Source organism: Bacillus sp. FJAT-26390 (genome assembly GCF_001682865.1).
In the GTDB taxonomy this organism is placed as follows: domain Bacteria; phylum Bacillota; class Bacilli; order Paenibacillales; family Paenibacillaceae; genus Pristimantibacillus.
On the sequence record NZ_MAQX01000032.1, the window covers coordinates 764,726 to 781,892 of the forward strand.

At 44.3% G+C, this 17,167-nt stretch carries 15 protein-coding genes and 1 pseudogene; 4 read left to right on the top strand and 12 right to left on the bottom strand.

Annotated elements, in window-relative coordinates; all coding sequences use genetic code 11:
• Positions 1 to 4 precede the first annotated feature (4 nt).
• Positions 5 to 280: pseudogene (locus A7975_RS33295) on the bottom strand (GNAT family N-acetyltransferase); the annotation flags it as partial.
• Positions 281 to 925: 645 nt separating this feature from the next.
• Here A7975_RS33295 and A7975_RS24180 point away from each other — a divergent pair.
• Entirely contained in the window at positions 926 to 1,180 is a 255-nt protein-coding gene (locus A7975_RS24180; RefSeq protein WP_065386799.1) for a hypothetical protein, read from the top strand.
• A gap of 143 nt (positions 1,181 to 1,323) precedes the next feature.
• Here the strand turns inward: A7975_RS24180 and A7975_RS35085 are convergent, their stop codons facing one another.
• From A7975_RS35085 to A7975_RS24190, 4 genes are all read right to left on the bottom strand, one after another.
• Positions 1,324 to 1,482: an IS3 family transposase gene (locus tag A7975_RS35085; protein ID WP_255314503.1), complete on the bottom strand. Its 159-nt coding sequence runs from the start codon at positions 1,480 to 1,482 to the stop codon at positions 1,324 to 1,326.
• Complete coding sequence (locus A7975_RS35520; protein ID WP_369688956.1) at positions 1,466 to 1,939, bottom strand: DDE-type integrase/transposase/recombinase; 474 nt, start codon at positions 1,937 to 1,939, stop codon at positions 1,466 to 1,468. The genes A7975_RS35085 and A7975_RS35520 overlap by 17 nt, the downstream gene beginning before the upstream one ends.
• Positions 1,940 to 1,945: 6 nt before the next feature.
• Complete coding sequence (locus A7975_RS35090; RefSeq protein ID WP_255314504.1) at positions 1,946 to 2,644, bottom strand: HTH domain-containing protein; 699 nt, start codon at positions 2,642 to 2,644, stop codon at positions 1,946 to 1,948.
• A 91-nt stretch (positions 2,645 to 2,735) separates the two neighbouring features.
• Positions 2,736 to 3,155 carry a hypothetical protein gene (locus A7975_RS24190; RefSeq protein WP_065386800.1) on the bottom strand — a complete coding sequence of 140 codons (420 nt, stop codon included), beginning with the start codon at positions 3,153 to 3,155 and terminating at the stop codon, positions 2,736 to 2,738.
• An 86-nt stretch (positions 3,156 to 3,241) separates the two neighbouring features.
• On the opposite strand from A7975_RS24190, the gene A7975_RS24195 reads away from it, so the two are divergent.
• Entirely contained in the window at positions 3,242 to 3,799 is a 558-nt protein-coding gene (locus A7975_RS24195) for a hypothetical protein (protein ID WP_065386801.1), read from the top strand.
• Positions 3,800 to 4,472: 673 nt separating this feature from the next.
• Here the strand turns inward: A7975_RS24195 and A7975_RS24200 are convergent.
• Positions 4,473 to 4,838, bottom strand: coding sequence for a DUF423 domain-containing protein (locus tag A7975_RS24200; RefSeq protein ID WP_065386802.1), 366 nt, complete (start codon positions 4,836 to 4,838; stop codon positions 4,473 to 4,475).
• A 146-nt stretch (positions 4,839 to 4,984) separates the two neighbouring features.
• Here A7975_RS24200 and A7975_RS24205 point away from each other — a divergent pair, with 146 nt between their 5' ends.
• The gene (locus A7975_RS24205; RefSeq protein ID WP_065386803.1) at positions 4,985 to 6,262 is read left to right on the top strand and encodes an MFS transporter; all 1,278 of its coding nucleotides are present in this window, start codon (positions 4,985 to 4,987) and stop codon (positions 6,260 to 6,262) included.
• Between the two features lie 86 nt (positions 6,263 to 6,348).
• Here A7975_RS24205 and A7975_RS24210 read toward each other — a convergent pair whose 3' ends face one another.
• The 5 genes from A7975_RS24210 to A7975_RS24230 form a co-directional block, all read right to left on the bottom strand.
• On the bottom strand, positions 6,349 to 7,809 hold the full coding sequence (locus A7975_RS24210; protein WP_082198420.1) for an arylsulfatase: 1,461 nt from the start codon (positions 7,807 to 7,809) through the stop codon (positions 6,349 to 6,351).
• A gap of 29 nt (positions 7,810 to 7,838) precedes the next feature.
• Positions 7,839 to 9,119, bottom strand: a complete 1,281-nt coding sequence (locus A7975_RS24215; protein WP_065386804.1) for a Gfo/Idh/MocA family oxidoreductase — start codon at positions 9,117 to 9,119, stop codon at positions 7,839 to 7,841.
• An 82-nt stretch (positions 9,120 to 9,201) separates the two neighbouring features.
• On the bottom strand, positions 9,202 to 10,725 hold the full coding sequence (locus tag A7975_RS24220; protein WP_065386805.1) for an extracellular solute-binding protein: 1,524 nt from the start codon (positions 10,723 to 10,725) through the stop codon (positions 9,202 to 9,204).
• Between the two features lie 36 nt (positions 10,726 to 10,761).
• Positions 10,762 to 11,649, bottom strand: coding sequence for a carbohydrate ABC transporter permease (locus A7975_RS24225; RefSeq protein ID WP_141680397.1), 888 nt, complete (start codon positions 11,647 to 11,649; stop codon positions 10,762 to 10,764).
• Positions 11,650 to 11,679: 30 nt separating this feature from the next.
• Positions 11,680 to 12,600 carry an ABC transporter permease gene (locus tag A7975_RS24230; RefSeq protein WP_065386898.1) on the bottom strand — a complete coding sequence of 307 codons (921 nt, stop codon included), beginning with the start codon at positions 12,598 to 12,600 and terminating at the stop codon, positions 11,680 to 11,682.
• Positions 12,601 to 13,023: 423 nt separating this feature from the next.
• Between A7975_RS24230 and A7975_RS24235 the strand changes: the two genes are divergently transcribed.
• Positions 13,024 to 15,336, top strand: a complete 2,313-nt coding sequence (locus A7975_RS24235) for a helix-turn-helix transcriptional regulator (protein ID WP_065386806.1) — start codon at positions 13,024 to 13,026, stop codon at positions 15,334 to 15,336.
• 166 nt (positions 15,337 to 15,502) lie between these two features.
• Here the strand turns inward: A7975_RS24235 and A7975_RS24240 are convergent, their stop codons facing one another.
• A complete protein-coding gene (locus A7975_RS24240; RefSeq protein ID WP_065386807.1) occupies positions 15,503 to 17,137 on the bottom strand; it encodes an extracellular solute-binding protein in 1,635 nt (544 codons plus the stop codon).
• Positions 17,138 to 17,167 lie beyond the last annotated feature (30 nt).

Sequence of the window (17,167 nt, forward strand, 5' to 3'; positions counted from 1 at the left end):
TCCATTATTCGGCTGCGCCTCTCGAGCCTCTTTCTAGTCGCTCTAGAAGATTCGTACGTACCTCCGGCCATTCATTCGCCAGAATCGAATAATATGCCGTATCCCTAATGCCCCCTTCACTGGCGGGAGCATGTGCCCTGCGGACACCTTCAAATGCTGCGCCAAGCCGTTGTATGGCGGAACGAGAGCGCATGTTGCGGGCATCTGTCTTTAGTGTGACTCTAATCGCATTCCAAGATTCAAACGCATGGGTAAGCATTAAAAGCTTGCACTCTGCATGGTAAGAATAGAATTTGAAGATGGCAGCTCGCAAGAATACACTATAGTTTCAAACGATATATACCTGTTGGTTGAATTGCCGACTAGCGTCATGCAGTTGGATGCTAATGCCAGAGTTTCGATAATAACTTGTCCCGGAAAATATCATAAGGTTAAAGATGGCTATCAATCCAGAGCGGTAGTCGTTCTAAATAACGGCGCTAGGAAGGGTCAACAATATGGACTCATATTTATTCGAGAAGGATTCTATTGTCTTGTGGAGGTAGCAGAAGAACATCAGATAAATCTTCTTTATCCGGAGGTCTTGAAGGTTAGCCAGCAATTGAACGATTTAAATAATAAGCGCCCCACGACGAAATATGCTTTAGCGTACACTCCGACTTGATATCAAAGGATTGTTTCAATCACATAATTTACTTATTTTTGCATCGTAACAAAATGCTTACTCTTTCCGTCTAAATTGTATGAAGAGTTCGAAAGAACATTTTTATCAACGCTTGTAACTTAGCCAAAATGAATTAAAAGTAGGAGGTATGATGATTTACCGATATAGGAAAGTAAAAACAAACACCGAGTATAGACTTACAAAGATGAAATATAATAATAAAAAATTCAAACGATAGATAAAGAAAAGGAGGAACCTAAGTTGAAGATATTCAGTAGGATTATCTTATTGATTATTGGCTTGTATGTTATTTATCAAGGATACACCATCTACACATTTAGTGCTAGAAGTAATGGCAGCATGGGTATTCGTAAATTTATCTGGTTATTTATTCCTGCAACGGATTATCACTTACATACTTATGGAATTGCCTTTATTGTTATAGGTGTAATAATTACAATAACATCTGTCGCTCTATATCGAATGTCATTGAAGGGCAAAAAGACCGTACAATAGAGTTAATGTATAGCTTTTAAAATTTTATCTATTCAATTAACCGCGGTAGCACATTAAAATATTCTATTGAAACATTAAAGAGGAGTTGTCGTAGGATCAATTTAAATTGGACCCTTAATCAAGGACATTTCTAAAAAAGAGTGCTAGGCCACACGTAAAAGATGATTCCTGTATTGAACAGGAGTCATCTTTTTTAGTCCCCACTGATATCTGTGATGATTGTAATAATGAATATAGCGGTTAATTTCTCGTTGCAATTCTGCCAAGGTTGTGCGGCTGCGACTCTTAACATGATCTTTCATATGGCCGTTGAAGGACTCCTGTGGGGGACGTTGTCCCAGCAGTTTCCGCGTTGTGACATCGACCAAGGCCTTTTCTCTTCAATAATTTCTGGTAGGTGGGGCACGTGTAGTGGCTCCCTTGATCGGAATGGATGAAGGCATCCTTATGGAGTTTTAAACGCCTCTGCCTCATTAATGATTCAATGGTTCTTGTAGCTAGTGGCAGATGGAGGGACTCTGAGATATTTTGGGCTAGTAGTTCTCCTGTTGATGCGTCTAAAGTAGTCGACAAATACGCCGTCTGCGATTTGCCATACGGAAGATAGGTGATATCGGTGAGCAGCGCAAGACCGGGGATTCCTTTCTTGAAGTCCCTCTTCAACACATTGGGGAGTGTGCGGTGTTCTTGTGTTGCTTTGGCCATAAGCTGATACGGTTTAGGTTTCCGATGAGGACATGCGAGGCCAAACTTCTTCATTAGCCTTTAAATACGCTTTCGGTTGTAACAGATGTCGTTTTCCGACGACATCTTAATGGATCTGGAGACCTTTTTATATCCTCTTCGATGAAAGGCTTTCTTGATGAGTGCACCTGCTTGCTCATCTGTTAGCGCACGGTCCAGGCGTTTGTCAGCAGATTGGAGGTAGTTGTAGTAGCCAGAACGAGACACGTCAAGCAGTTGGCAGAGGTAACTTGTCATCCGCCCTAAGCCTTGTTGTACAGCTTCCTGAATAAGGTTGAAACGATCACTCGGACTTAGGCTTTTTCCTTTTGCTATTAGCCTCCTTTCGTTCCTGTCTAACTTTTTCACGTATGCTAGTTGCGCTACTAAAAGTTTAATCTGTGCCTCCTGTTTGGCAATGATCTCATCAGGAGATAAATCCCGTTTTGAAGGGCGCAGAGCTGGTTCTTTACGCGAGTCCGCAAGTCCAATGATCCCGTCTTTTTCGTAGTCTTTCTTCCAACGATCTGCACACTGTTCGATTCGCTTCATCCCAAGGATCTCCACTTGAAATCCACTGGTTTCAAAAATCTCTCTTGGTGTTCGTCCTAGCACGTACTGGTCAATGAACACGCGTTTGAATTCATCTGCATACGTAATCGATTTTTCGCTGATGCGTAAGACATAAGGGTTGTTAGCTAACTGTTCCTGCTCATGTTGATTAAAGTGTTTTTTACCCATACGCTAAACCCTTTTTTCAAAGTGTCCAGTGTATGGGTACCAGTTTAATTTGACCTTTGTGACAGCTCCTCTTTACTTTGTGAGGGGTATTTTATTCCGGAATTACATTATTTAGATAAACCAACCACTTACCATTTTCCTCAATTAAATTGAACTTTTGTTTCACTTCATTCATTGTTGATACATTCAGCTCGGTTAAGGCTTCAGCGTGTGTAGAATCAACTAAAGTAACATCTAAAATTTTATAGTCGATAAGTCTGTTTTCTTCAATATCCTTAGTGTAGAAAGCGACTAACGATTCTTGATCCTTAAATGTATTATCCTTTATATTGTCCACGACTTGTGTAGCATCCCTATTTTTAACGCCTTCCAAAAAGTTAGATAGGGCTTCAGTAGCTGGTTCATTGGACATTCCATATAACTTGTTCCAATTGAAAGCTAATAACACAGAAGAAACCAAAACTACCAAAAGTAATATAATGATTAAAATTTTCCTATTTTTTACTATCATTTTCCACCTCCTTTATGCTATATTATCTATTGTAACATTTATCCAATTATCTAGATACTAGAAAAAAAGGAAAAGGAAGTGTGGATTTGAAATCTTCTAAATTTTTTTTATCATCAGTACTTTGTTTTACGATAGTTGCAAGTTCGTTAACTGCAGTAAGTGCGGCGTCTAATCCCAATGCCTTGACTCCGGAAACCCACCCGTTGTTAGATAATCATATTGACAACAATAAAATTTCTTATGCAGCGCCACTTAATTCTTCAAAATTCGGTGCATTTGCGGTTCCTCCAGGTGAAGTATGGCTTGATGATTTTGATTTTTATGGAGTTACTCCTAATGGTGCTGTTCAAACCGACTCTGTTAAATCAACTGGTAAAAATATTCAAGTCAATAGCCAGGCTGATGCAGCAAATTATAATCAGGCTTCTGGTGAGTACGGTATTACTCTATATAAGAAAAATTGGCTTGGAGTAGGAGTTTCTCAAGGTCAAATCAATTATCCTTTTGGTTCTAAGACGGTTTATGTTGGTACTTGGAGAGGCGTTGACACTGGAACTTTTTATCTTGGAATAAAAACAATTTCTAGTACAACTTCACAAAAAATTGACGGTAGTGGTAAAGTTTATCAAAATGACGCAACTTAATAAAATAAAGCTACTGTAACAGCAAATCGCCATCTTCTTTTTAAACCAGAAGATGGCGATTTTAATTTCAGCTTTATTTTCTTTCATCAATAATGCAGTTTTGTGTCGTTGCACTATGTACATCTAACGAAGGAAGGAACTCCACCGCACATTATTATTCATAATAGAATACACTCTATGAATTCAACGACTTATCATTGGCCAAGGAACTTGTTCTGAAACGACGAAATGATATTTATGAAAGGAGATAATCATAGGACCTGGCTTGTTACTTTGGGGAATTCATAAAAATTAAAGGACTTAGGTTATAAAGAAATTACTTGAACGCTGCCGATCGCTAACAAAAGGCTACCCAAGAGGGTAGCTTTATAGTTTTCTCCAACGAGCACTTCTTCCCATTGTAATGCTTTTCTATTTGTCCATCTCGGCAAAGTTTATTTAAAACTTGCCTGAAAGTCGGTCCTGCTATTCCCGGACGGAGGTCTACAATATCCGAAACTGTGAAGTCGGCCATCATATGTTTAATAACGGTTTCTACTTGACGAACCTTCCATCCACTTCCGTGGTCTAAGTTGCTGACACGTTCCTCAAAACGCTGACAAGCCTTAATCATATCCGACAAAAAATACTCAATCCCAGAGAATAAATTATTCTTGGACTCATGAATTTATACTTATGAAAGGACGCCCACAGCGACCAGCACCCAGCCAATCATAAATGAAAGTCCGCCCAGCGGTGTTATTGGACCAAGAAAGCGAGCTTTTGCAACACTTAACACGTATAGGCTTCCCGAGAACAAAATAATTCCCGCTGCCAAAAACCAGCCTCCCGTAACGATGATCTGAGCATCGGGATATTGGCCCGCAAGCAGTCCGATCAAAATTAAACCTAATGCATGTGCAATGTGGTATTGCACGCCTACCTCATATACCTTCAGCTTATCCGGCGCCAATTTGCTCTTAAGCGCATGTGCGCCGAACGCACCAATCGCAACCGCCAAAACCATCAAAATACTACCGAGCATAACAAAGGTTTGCATATGTATTTCTCACCTCATTTTCAATTTGTATGTTTAGCATATCATGATTAAACAGGGTAGGGAATTATTCTCATGATCTACTCTCTTGATTTACCGATGCCATAATAGTAAGGTTGTTTGTTGGAACATCATCAGGAGGCATCTACGTGAAATTCTTTCAATCTACCACCACGGAGTGGCAGGGCTGGTCCCGCAACATTCGTCTATTCTTTCTAGCTAACATGTTATATCAAATAGGAACGGGTATGTTTGCAGTACTATACAACTTATATATCCACGAGCTCGGTTACCCCGACGCCATGAGCGGAAAAATCGTAAGTATGCAATCACTCGCAACGGCACTATGCTTCATTCCGATTGGTTTGTTCGGCGATCGCGCCAGCCGCAAGCGATTGCTCGTCATTGGCGCTCTATGCAGCGGTATCGTACTAGCTGGCCGCTCCTTATTCGAATCAGAGAGCAGTCTGCTTACGATGGCCGTTCTGACAGGCTTATTTGCTGCTATCTTTCAAGTGCTCGCGATTCCTTTCTTAGCCGAAAATATAGCTAAAGCAGACCGGCTGCGCATATTCAGCATCTATTCTGCCTTTGTGCTCGCTTCCCAGGTTGCCGGCAGCCTTGGCGGAGGCGTCATTGCCGATATTTTGCAATCCGTAGGATTTGATAAGCTGCTCTCGTTTAAAATCGTTTTGCTCGCAGGCAGCCTAGCGGCAATTGCGGCATTTCTGCCATTGCAGGCTATAAGAGAATCAACACGTGCTCAGAAGCAGGCTGACCAAGCCGTTAACAAAGACATTGCGGCAAGCCAAAGCGCGCAATCAAGCAGTGAAATCGAGTTTATTGCCAAGTTTGCCGCGATACAGCTATTAATCGGCATCGGGTCCGGACTTGTCGTTCCTTATTTAAATTTATATTTCACGAATCGATTCTCGATTTCGCTTAGCGCGATGAGCTTCTTGCTCTCATTAGGACAAGTCATGACGATCATCTCCATGCTCATTGGTCCATCGCTAGCTAATCGAGTTGGGCAAGTGAAAGCGATCGTTATTTTCCAAACCCTCTCGCTGCCGTTTCTGCTGTTAACTGGCTTCACCAATCTGCTGCTCATAGCATCTATCAGCTTTTTATTTAGGCAGGCGCTTATGAATGCCGCTAACCCGCTTCAATCTGCTATTCTCATTGACCGGGTCTCTGCCAAAAAACAAAGCCTTGCCAATTCCTGCATGCAGACAGCCTTTATGCTTGGATGGGCTACAATGGGGCCGGTTCATTCTCATCTTATCGCTGCCTATGGTTATTATTGGGGTTACGCCATTACGTTCAGCATCACAGGAATATTGTATGTTACCGCGTCTATGCTTTTCTTTATGCTATTTCGCCAGAAGCGGTCAACTGCGCATAAAAAAGCCGCTCCATCCCTATGAAGCGGCCGCAAAACTTGTTTGATCCCATTGGTTATGAATGCAGCCTCTACCTTGGGATTATTCTTCATTTCCATGAAAAAGGCTCTTTATTTCTCGAATAATAAATGATTCAGAGCCGGCTTGACTGGCCTGCCTGCAATGAGCCGGCCTTCCCTGACAAATCCCTCTTCACGCCCTTCCAGTTCATGTATGAGCACTTCTCTCCAAGCCGCTACTTCTGCTGACTGCTCCGGCTGCTCCGCCAAATTGTTCAGCTCCTGCGGGTCCTGCAGCAGATCAAAAAATTGCTCCTTGCCTGTCTGCGAATACCAAATATATTTGACCTTGCCGTCTGTTACGTATTGGTTGGACAGTTCACCGAGCGCCATTTCCCCATGCACATATGATCTCCATTCGGGCCCTTCCCCTTTGCATAACGGCAGCAGGCTCTTGCCCTCCACCGTCTTCGGAATAGGCGCACCCGCCGCTTCCAGAAGCGTCGGCATAATGTCCCTGAGCTCGATCGGCTCATCAACATGGCTGCCCGCTCTTAAACCCAGCTTCCCGCCGGGATCGCATACGATAAACGGTATTTTTGCGCTCCCCTCGTACGGAAGCCCTTTGCGGAATAGATGATGGTCTCCCATCAGCTCGCCGTGGTCGGAGGTGAACAAAATGAGCGTGTTATCCAGCACATTGTATTCCTGCAGCGCGTTCAGCAGCCTCCCGATCTGATCGTCCAGATGGGTAATAAGCGCATAATAGCCAGCCTTCGCACGGTTGTGGCGCCGCTTCGGAAGCTTGCCTGCAATGGTCGTCGGATTGAACCTGCCTCTCTCCGCTGCGGCTTCGTCCGCCCAGTCGCCTACGGGCGAGTCCGGCATTTCAACATCCTTATACAGATCGAAGTAAGCCGCAGGAGGATCAAGCGGCGAATGCGGCCTGACGAACGAAGTCCAGAGGAAAAAAGGCTTCCCGGGATCCCTTCTCCGCAGAAAATCAATCGATTCCGATACCGTCCAGTTTGTGGGATGCAGCCCTTCATCCAGATGCCAAGCTCTTGCCACCGTAGAAGCGTTGCAATCGAGCCCGTGGTCCGTCAGATCGGCATCCGGTCCCGCCATCCGCCTCAGCCACTGCAAGTAATCGTCGCATTGATTGAAGTGCTCCCCGTAAGAAGCTGCTGCATTTCGGTTATGATGCAAATAACCGTCATGCAATACGATATTGTGAAATCCGCATAAGTTGCGGGTTGGATATACATGCATCTTCCCAACGCATTGCGTATGGTAATCTTCCTTTGCCAGCTCCCCCGCCAGCATATGCTCGTACGTCCATGGGATGCCGTCTGCATAGCCGACTCTTCCGTGGGAATGCTGCCCCATTCCCGTCATAATGGCGGCTCTTGCCGGAATGCATACCGGCGTAGCGGAATACGCGTTATTGAACAGGACGCCTCGATTTGCGAGCGCATCCAAGTTTGGCGTTTCCACAATCGGATGATTCTGAATGCTCAAGCAATCAAAGCGCATTTGGTCTACAGTAATTAGCAGCAGATTCGGTTTCACGGTTTACCCCCTCATGGTCTCACTTTCGCTCATTTGTTCACGGCTGCCGGCATGATTTGATTTTTATATTGCGACAATTCGATTGGCTTGCCTTTATGAAGCCTGGATTCCTCCGCGGCAAAGGCCATCAAATGACTCCGCACAGATACCGTTGCAGAAGATAAGCTTTCCACATCACTCTGTCCATCATTTCGCACTTCATTTATAAAGGAGTGGACAATTCCGGCATCCCCGCCTCCATGTCCCGATTCAGACGCTTCCAGCTTCACCACACGTTTTTCCTTCTTAACAAACTGATGAATCGTAATGGCATCATCCATCATATTCCCGCGAATATCGCCTTTTGTCCCCATAATTTGCACGATGCGAGTGTTGTCCTCTGTAAAACCGCACATACTAAAGGTTGCTGTTGCTCCGCTGGCAAATTCCATATTGACCACCTGATGATCGACCACGTTGTTGTCTGTCTGGTACACGCATCGACCGTAAGGACCTGTACGGAGCGCTTCCATGATTTCCTCATCCGTATCGTTATTCGTAAATTTCCGCGACCATCCTCGTCCTTCATTCAAATAGTAGTTTACCGCATGATACTGGCACTCTTTCTCTGCCGGGCAGCCTTCTGCACAAAAGGCAGGCGCTCCTTCCGGCTTATTTCCTTCATGAAAATGCATCAAGGACCCAAACGAGCTCACACGCTCGCAAGGCTCATCCATAATATAAGAAAGAATATCCATATCATGACAAGATTTCTGAAGAATCATCGGGCTTGATTCGTCGCTATTGCGCCAGTTCCCCCGAACAAAGCTGTGCGCCATATGCATATTGCCCACATTCTCATTTAATTGGACAGAAACGATATCACCGATGGCTCCCTGCTCAATCTCATGCTTGATCGTCTGCCAAAAAGACGTATAACGCAGCACATGGCAGATCGTCAGCAAACGTCCTTGCTTAAGTGCCTCCTGTTCCATTTCCACACACTCGCTAGGAATAGGCGACATCGGCTTTTCCAACAATACGTGATAACCAAGCTGCAGCGCTCTAATAGTAGGCTCTAAATGCATATGATCCATTGTGCATATAATAGCCGCATCGGCGTCCTTCTTCTCTGCCAAAATATGCTCCCAGGAATGATATTGCTGTTCATCTGTTAATTGATGCGCTTTAGCAATCATTTCCCGTCGCCCGCTATTCGGATCTGCTACCCCAACAATACGAAGGTCCTCTTGATGGGTAAGCGCATAAGGAGCGTAAGCGCGCATTCCCCGGTCTCCCGCTCCAATCAGAATCGCTCTAATAGGCTTCATGCGAACTCTCTCCTTTTTGGTTTATTGCAAAAAGGGGTGGCAGCAGCATTTTATTGCATGGCACCCCTTCCGCATTCACGTATTAATGATTCACTTTCTCCTGATAAGCAGCCGTCATATCCTCTGCAACTTCTTTCAAGGTTGGATCATTGCGCAGCTGGTCTATTAATTTATCATAGTTTTCAATCGTATCTTTTCCGATAATAACCTTCGTGCGCATATCGCTCACTTTTTTGGAGATTTCAGGATAGTATTTGTTGTAAACCTCAGAATACAATTCAAGGCTAGGGTTTGGCGTCTTGATCTTTTTACGTTCATTGACGATTTCGACATTCCGATTGTAAACGTCATCCGGCATGCCCACAGCGCCTATCGACATGTCATCGCTGATGAGATGAATCAAATTGTTCATATTGCCGTCACCCACTTGGTCGATAGCGCTTTGAGGAGTAGCTATTTTGCGGCCATTCTCTACCGTATAATGGACGCCCTCAATCCCATAGGTGGCAAGCTCATTGCCTTCCTTCCCATAAGCGTAATCGAAAAATTTCAAAATCTCTTTCAATTTATTTTCCGAAACCTTCTTCGGGATCAAATACACGCCATAATAAGAGGAACCTGATGGCGTATATTTCACTCCGCTTGCATTCTCCAAATAAGTGATTGGCACATAGTCGGCAGTCGGAACAACCTCACGTATAACGGAACCCGTAACCCACGCATGGTTCATCGATTGAGAAGTACCGCCCGATTTGCCTCCACGAATCACGTCTACCGTTTGCGAGTATTTCATAATGGCAAAATCTTTTGGGAATAGCCCTGCTTCATATGCCTTTTTAATCCATAGCAGAGCATCGCGCGACTCATCTTCTGTTATGGCAGGAACAAGCTTATCCTCTTTCAGTTTCCACTGCCCTTGCGTACCGTTAAACACGCCGTATACAAAGCCTAATGTATCGTAATTAGCGGAATAAGGAATTTCATCCGCCTGGCCATTTCCGTTAGGATCCTTTTCCTTAAATGCCTTTAGTACATCATAAAATTGATCCATCGTCGTAGGCGCTGCGAGTCCTAGCTTGTCCATCCAATCTTTACGCAGGATCGGAAAAGCCCCGCCTCCGTAGCTAGGATAAAACCTGGGAATGGAGTAGTTTTTCCCTTTAATCTTCGAATCAGACCACGCCAATTCTAGATTTGGGGCGCTTAGGTTCGGATAATCCTTTATGTACGGCGTCAAGTCCCAGAACACGCCTTGATCAACCATCTTCTGCAGCTGCGGATTCACCAATGACTCGACAAACGTAACCTCGGGCAAATCGCCGGATGCCAGCATGACATTAATCTTTTCCTCTGAGGTGGAAGGCGACAGCCATGTAATATCAAGCTTGGTATTGGTACGCTTCTCAAATTCTTTCCAAATCACGTTTGTGTTGTCAATAAATTCAGGCGCATAATTCAGCGTCTGGATTTGAATTTTCGTTGGAGCCGAAGAATCAGAAGCCTCCTTTGTACTGCTGCATGCCGTTATGAGCATGCTTGATCCCACAATTACAACGATGGATTTCGTTAACAAAGACTTCTTCAGCTGTGTGCTTTGTCGATTCATGATCATGACCTCCTCAGATTAGTAAAACCTATGTCATCATTCCTTTACAGAACCGACCATTGCGCCTTTCGCAAAATGCTTCTGCAAGAATGGGTACACCAGCATAATTGGAATCGTTGCGATCACGACTGCAGCCATTTTCAATGTTTCGGTTGGCATCTGTCTGTTCATCTGGCTAGCTACCTTTGCTTCTCCACCACCTCCCATCGTAGTGGGATCAACGAGCATATTTTGCAGAAGAACCTGCAGCGGCCACTTCGTTTGCTCGTTAATAAACATAATTCCGTTAAAATACGTATTCCAATAAGCTACGGCAAAAAACAACCCAAAGGCGACGAGTGCGGGCATAGACAGCGGAATAATAATGCGCCAGAATACGCCGATCTCGGTAGCTCCGTCGATGCGAGCCGCCTCTTCCAAACTATCCGGAATACTGTCGAAAAATCCTTTCATTAAGAGCACATACCATCCGCTTGTCAAAGACGATAAAATAAGCGACCAAATACTATCGATAAGCCCGAGATTGCGAACGACCATATACAGCGGTACGAGACCCGGTGTGAATAAAAAGGTTAGCAGAATCATGAACATCATGGTTTTACGGAAACGAAGACGTCTGCAGGATATGGCATATGCCAATCCTCCTGTAACCAGCAGGCTTAGCGCTGTGCCTACCGTAGCCAGAAAAACGCTGATCAATAAGGAATTCATGAATAATCCGTTATCAAGCAAGTATTTATATGCATCGAGCGACCATTCTTTCGGCCATAATATCAAATCTCTCGTGTAATACTCCGTTGGAGCCGTGAATGAAAGCACGATTGTATAATAGATCGGGAAGATCATGGCTAAGCTAAATAGGATGAGAATACCGCCATTCGTAATCCCAAATATACGGTCCTTCCAAATCATGTTCGTTTTCATAATCCGATGTCTCTCCCTTCGCAGCCCCAATTAATATAAGCTTTCGTCGCCGAACCGTTTAGCAACCTTATTTGCCGCCACGACTAGAACCACGCCAATAACGGATTTGAATAAACCGATCGCTGTACTATAGCTGAACTCGCCTTGCCGTATCCCCACGCGGTATACGTAGGTGTCGAACACTTCAGCAACCTGAGTTACGGCAGCGTTCATCATCAGGTATACTTGCTCAAAGCCCGTATCCATAATGGTCCCCAAGCGCAAAATGAATAGAATGATAATGACGTTTCTCATTGCGGGTAAAGTAATATGCCACATCCTGCGGAATCGGCCTGCTCCATCCATTACAGCCGCTTCATACTGCTGTGGATCAACGCCTGCAATCGTTGCGAGGAATATTATCGTCCCCCACCCTACTTCCTTCCAAATCGATTGTGCCGTCAGCAGCCCCCAGAAATAATTCGGATTGGACAAAATATCCATGGTGTCCTTATCTAGTGCTGCGAGCAGCTTATTAAATAGGCCTTCCGATTGGGAAAACATTAAATAGGTGAGCCCATAGATCAAAACCCAAGATAAAAAATGAGGAATGTATATGAGTGATTGAACCATCCGCTTCATCACTTGATTCCGTACTTCATTCATCATAAGCGCCAATATAATCGGAGCCGGAAAGAAAAAGACAAGGTTCATGACGCTTATGCCCAGCGTGTTCCGCATCAATATCCAAAAGTCAGGATTGGAAAAAAATCGCGTGAAATGTTCAAACCCGACCCATTCGCTTCCCCAAACCCCTAAGTAAGGCGAATAATCCTGAAATGCAATAATTAGATTCGTAATCGGAATATATTTGAAAATAATAAAAAATAAGATGCCCGGGAGAGCCAATAAATACAAATACCGATCCCGCTTTAAATCCGGCCATAGCGATCGTTTTCTTTTTTTAATCATTTTGTTTTTCGATGGTCGAGACGACAAGCTTTTGCCCCGAAATGCTGCTTCCGTATTAGGCGTTCGCATCGGTCTACCTCGCTTTCTTCTATCCATAATTTGTCCATCCACTAACTTGGAACACCGTTGATCGATAAGAAGAAAGTAACCGTTCCTAACATTTCATGCAATTCGACTTTTTTTCCGCTGCTATAAAGATGGTTTTTACTAGAATCGAGGACCTAGAACACCCTATAGAATATGGGTTTGTCCTATTCATTTCCATAGATTGCACTATTTTTACGACGATCCTCTAGCTATCAAAGTTAATTTTTTGAAAATGTATTTCTTTTCATATGAACGCTATTTCGCTATGATGGATAACAACATCATTTCTTAACACCATAGATTATCTTTATGATATTCGAATCAGGAGTGAGGTAAATGAAAGCACCATGGGCAAGAAAACGATCCTCAAAAGGAATCATGTATTGGAAACTTAGCGCGCTATCCATACTCCTCACCTGCCTTCCTATCACCATTGTCAGTGCCATCAACTGGAATGTCGGAAATCAGTACCTGATTAAGCAATATCAGCATAATAACGAACAGCTGCTCAAGGACACATCGAGGCAGATTGATGATCAAATTAATCAGCTTATCCAATACTCCCTACATATGATTGCGAACCCGATATTCAAATCCTCTATTGCCAGCATGAATTTTGTTAATGAATTTGAAACGACACACGAACTTAGCGATACGCTGGATTTCATTGAAAATGGCTACCCGCTTATCGATCAAGCCTATTTATATATTGAAAGCCAGAATAAGGTGATGCAATCGACACTAGGATTACGGTCGCTTGACAGCTCTGCTGCTTCTTCAGCTTGGAAAAGCATAATGAGCGAAGATAAAGGCATATTCTGGACGAATAAACTTGTCCGGCCCTTTAATAGAGACGACACGAAAAACGCGATTGTGATGAAATTACCTTTCAATAGCCAAAAGCCATTTGGTGCCCTTGTTCTATATGTGAATCCATCCAAATTCCATCTCAATTCGAATTCCGAACAAATTTCCTATGTCCTTGATGGGGAGGATACTCTAATCGGGCAATCCGATGCGAGCAAGGAATACCCAAATGCGCTGCCTGGAATACAAAAGTTTTTAAGCGAAAACGTTCGATCGTATGATAGCGAGTTCCATTTTAGGCTCCCTGTCGACAACGATGTCATGCTGATGAATACACTATCTTTTTGGAAATTGGGCAGTATTTGGACTTACGTCTCTGGAACACCCGCATCCGCTATCACGGCGCCTAATCAACCCTATAAGCAGGTTGTACTGATCTACTGGGCTATTTCACTGCTTATCGCACTTGGAGTAAGCTGGTTTGCCTCACACCGCATGTACAAGCCTATCCGCAAAATAGTAGATTTGTTCAAAGAAGAAAAAACAAAAGACCCCTCCCAATACAATGAGATCGAATATATCGAAGAGAAATGGAAGCAGCACAGATTCGCTGCTGAATCTTTACAAAACCAATTGAACACTTCCATTCCGAAGGTTAGGGAAGCGTTTATCAATCAATTTGTCTCGGGGCAAGCTACGCATTTGACCGAATCGGAAATAAAGGAAAAGCTGCTCGCTCTGCAGCTCGACATCACCGATCAACATTTTTCAGTCATTATATGCCAGCCTTATACGCTTAGCCGAGATAGCGGGCAACTTACAGCAAAGGACGATCAGCTGCTTACGTATGCTTCCATCAATGTTTTGCAACAACTCTCTGAACCTGTGACCTCATATATGCATACGATTAATTTCATGGACAGCTCCTTCGCTATGATCTTGTTCTATCCGGCGTCCTCGTCCTCTGACGAGCTGAAGAAGCAGCTGATGCAATTAAGCACAGATATGATTCATACTTTGCGTGATGTATTGAACATGAAGGCAACCATCATTATAAACGGCCCCACCCGCTCATGGTCTAACGTTCCTTTTTTACTAGAACAGGCTAAAATAGCGCTTAATTACCGCAGCTTTATTTCTGACAGTCAGCTATTAGACGCTGAGCTCGTATTGGAGCAAGTGAATATGCAAAGCGAATTCCCTTTAGAGCTGGAGCAGGAATTTACCCATACGCTCAACCTTGGACTCGAAGAAGAGTCTGTCGAGATTTTAACGAGATTAGTTATGGCACTGCAAAATGGCGATGCTCCTGAATGGGTCGTCCATCAAGTGCTGATGCGTCTAAAAAATAACCTGTACCGTGTCATGCTTCAATCCGGCCATAATCCCTACGCGCTGTACGACGGGGTCAAATTGCAAAAGGAATTGAAGGCACTTCATGATTCAAACGCTTGTATTCATTGGTTTCGCACGAATATCATTAAGCCCTATATCGAAATATTGAATAAAAGCTATCATCATTCCATTAAACATGTCGTTGACCACATCATTACAACCATTAATGAAAACTATATGAGTGATCTCTCGCTCGAAACATTCGCTTCTGAGGCTAAAGTGAGCATATCCCAGCTAAGCAAGGCATTCAGGCAGATGACCGGCACGAACTATATTGATTACTTAACCTCTGTTAAAATAAATCATTGCAAACAGCTCCTCATCACTACCGATATGAAAATACATGAAATTGCGAAATGCGTAGGCTATCAGCCTCCCTATTTCAACCGGATGTTCAAGCGGCTTGAAGACCTAACTCCGGGACAATTCCGCGAACAGTTTAAATAGCGGCCCTCTTATTAGCAAAAAAGATCGCATTCTCCTAGCCCCGCACGGCTAGGGGAGGAATGCGATCTTTCTCATGTTCGGTGCGGTGTCTGTCATCACTTAAGCAAGCTTAAGAAGCAGACCATTCCGCGCAGATATACTGCCGTGAATGATCTGCCCATGTCATCTATTCGATGCCTTCCTCTTTTGCCTTCGCGTTTACTTCCTCAATCATCTTGTCGAGACCCTTGGCCTTGTAGCCGTCTACAACCTTTTTCCAGGACTGCTCCGCCGAATCCTTCGACAGCATGATGTTCAACAAATCATCGTGATCAAACACTGTAAATTTATCCTTGGCAGGCGTCGACATGTAAGTCAGACGAATATCATAGTCAGGAATTTTGGTGTTATTCATAATCCAGTCGATATAATTGACCGCTTCCTGCCTAATCTCTTCATTTGAAATAATGGGACTGTTCATATCGTAGTTGCTGGCCGTTTCATAGGCAACCAGGTCCTTCAAGAAACCGATAGCAGGGTATTTTTCGATGCGCGGCCTATTATCCAAAATAACCTTTTTGTCTCCCTCTACCTTGTAATCTACGCCTTCAATGCCGTAAGTGAGCAAAGCTTTGCCTTCTGGAGAGAGTACATAATCGTACAGCGCCAAAATACGGTCAAGCTTCTTCGGATCAATCTTTCCGCTGAAGTAGCTTTCGGACCAATAGGTTTTGAAGATTGCATGGCTGCGCTCCCCGTCCGGTCCAACTAGCGGCTTCAGCACCTTTACGCTATCAAGAATATTGACGTTTGGATTGCTGTTAGCCCAGCGCTTGGTGTAAATATGCTGATCCAGGTTCATAAATCCGCCGCCTGCAATCATCGCTGCTGCTTTGCCTGAAGCGAATTTGTCGTAAGCGGTATCCGGGCTGGTTAAGGCGATGTCAGGATCAATCAGATTATGGTCATACATATCCTTCATGTTCTGAATGGCTGGCAGCGCATTTTTGGAGAAGACCGCCGGAATAAACTTGCCATCCTCCTTGATCCACTTAAAATCCGCGCCGCTGCCATCGCTAGTCGCTACAGGGTTGCCGTACAGCCAAAACAGGCCGCCGATCATTTTCACCTGAGAAGCCGTTAGGCCCGTAATCTTCTTGCCCTCTGGATCGGCCTTAACGATGGCATCAAGCATCGCCTTGAACTCGTCCCATGTCTCCGGCTCTTTCGTAATGCCAGCCTTCTGCGCCAAATCCCACCGATAATAGACTAAGCGGTCAAGCGCGCTCCAGTCCACGCTTGGGAACATCCTTCTAGGGATCGTATAGTGCTTGCCGTCAACCGCCAAACCCTTAATGTCCGGCGCCTCAAAGTATGCTGCCAGGTTCGGATATTTGGTCAAATCCGGCAGCGAAGCGACAACGCCTTGACTAACCCACTTCCGTTGATATTGCGTGCCGACTGCATCTATTGCGAATACGTCCGGGAGCTGTCCCGAAGCAGCCCACATCTGGATTTTTTGAGCATAGTCATCCCATGTTGTATTTACCGGTTTAATCTTAATGTTGAATTTCTTCAAAATTTGTTGCATGATGGGGTCTTTATCCATCTTCGCTACTTCCGCTTCCACGTCCCAGAAAGCGATGGAGATTTCCATTGGATCCTTGTAGGGGTTGTCATCTGCGGCAGTATCCGTGTTATTGGCTGCATTCGCCGCCGGGCTCTCTGCTGCCTTCTCGTTACCGCTGCTGCATGCCGCGAGCAAGCCTGCAAAGAGAGATAAGCATGCAAGGATAACGCCAGCCTTCTTCAATCTTTTCATTGTTGAATCCTCCCTTTTTTGTCATTGTGA

Bases quoted from the DNA above. Each gene is read 5' to 3' on its own strand.
- A7975_RS35520 (WP_369688956.1), bottom strand. From the start codon at position 1,939: ATGAAGAAGTTTGGCCTCGCATGTCCTCATCGGAAACCTAAACCGTAT.
- A7975_RS24230 (WP_065386898.1), bottom strand. From the start codon at position 12,600: ATGATTAAAAAAAGAAAACGATCGCTATGGCCGGATTTAAAGCGGGAT.
- A7975_RS24240 (WP_065386807.1), bottom strand. From the start codon at position 17,137: ATGAAAAGATTGAAGAAGGCTGGCGTTATCCTTGCATGCTTATCTCTC.
- A7975_RS35090 (WP_255314504.1), bottom strand. From the start codon at position 2,644: ATGGGTAAAAAACACTTTAATCAACATGAGCAGGAACAGTTAGCTAAC.
- A7975_RS24215 (WP_065386804.1), bottom strand. From the start codon at position 9,119: ATGAAGCCTATTAGAGCGATTCTGATTGGAGCGGGAGACCGGGGAATG.
- A7975_RS24200 (WP_065386802.1), bottom strand. From the start codon at position 4,838: ATGCAAACCTTTGTTATGCTCGGTAGTATTTTGATGGTTTTGGCGGTT.
- A7975_RS24235 (WP_065386806.1), top strand. From the start codon at position 13,024: ATGAAAGCACCATGGGCAAGAAAACGATCCTCAAAAGGAATCATGTAT.
- A7975_RS24190 (WP_065386800.1), bottom strand. From the start codon at position 3,155: ATGATAGTAAAAAATAGGAAAATTTTAATCATTATATTACTTTTGGTA.
- A7975_RS24225 (WP_141680397.1), bottom strand. From the start codon at position 11,649: ATGAAAACGAACATGATTTGGAAGGACCGTATATTTGGGATTACGAAT.
- A7975_RS35085 (WP_255314503.1), bottom strand. From the start codon at position 1,482: ATGAAAGATCATGTTAAGAGTCGCAGCCGCACAACCTTGGCAGAATTG.
- A7975_RS24220 (WP_065386805.1), bottom strand. From the start codon at position 10,725: ATGAATCGACAAAGCACACAGCTGAAGAAGTCTTTGTTAACGAAATCC.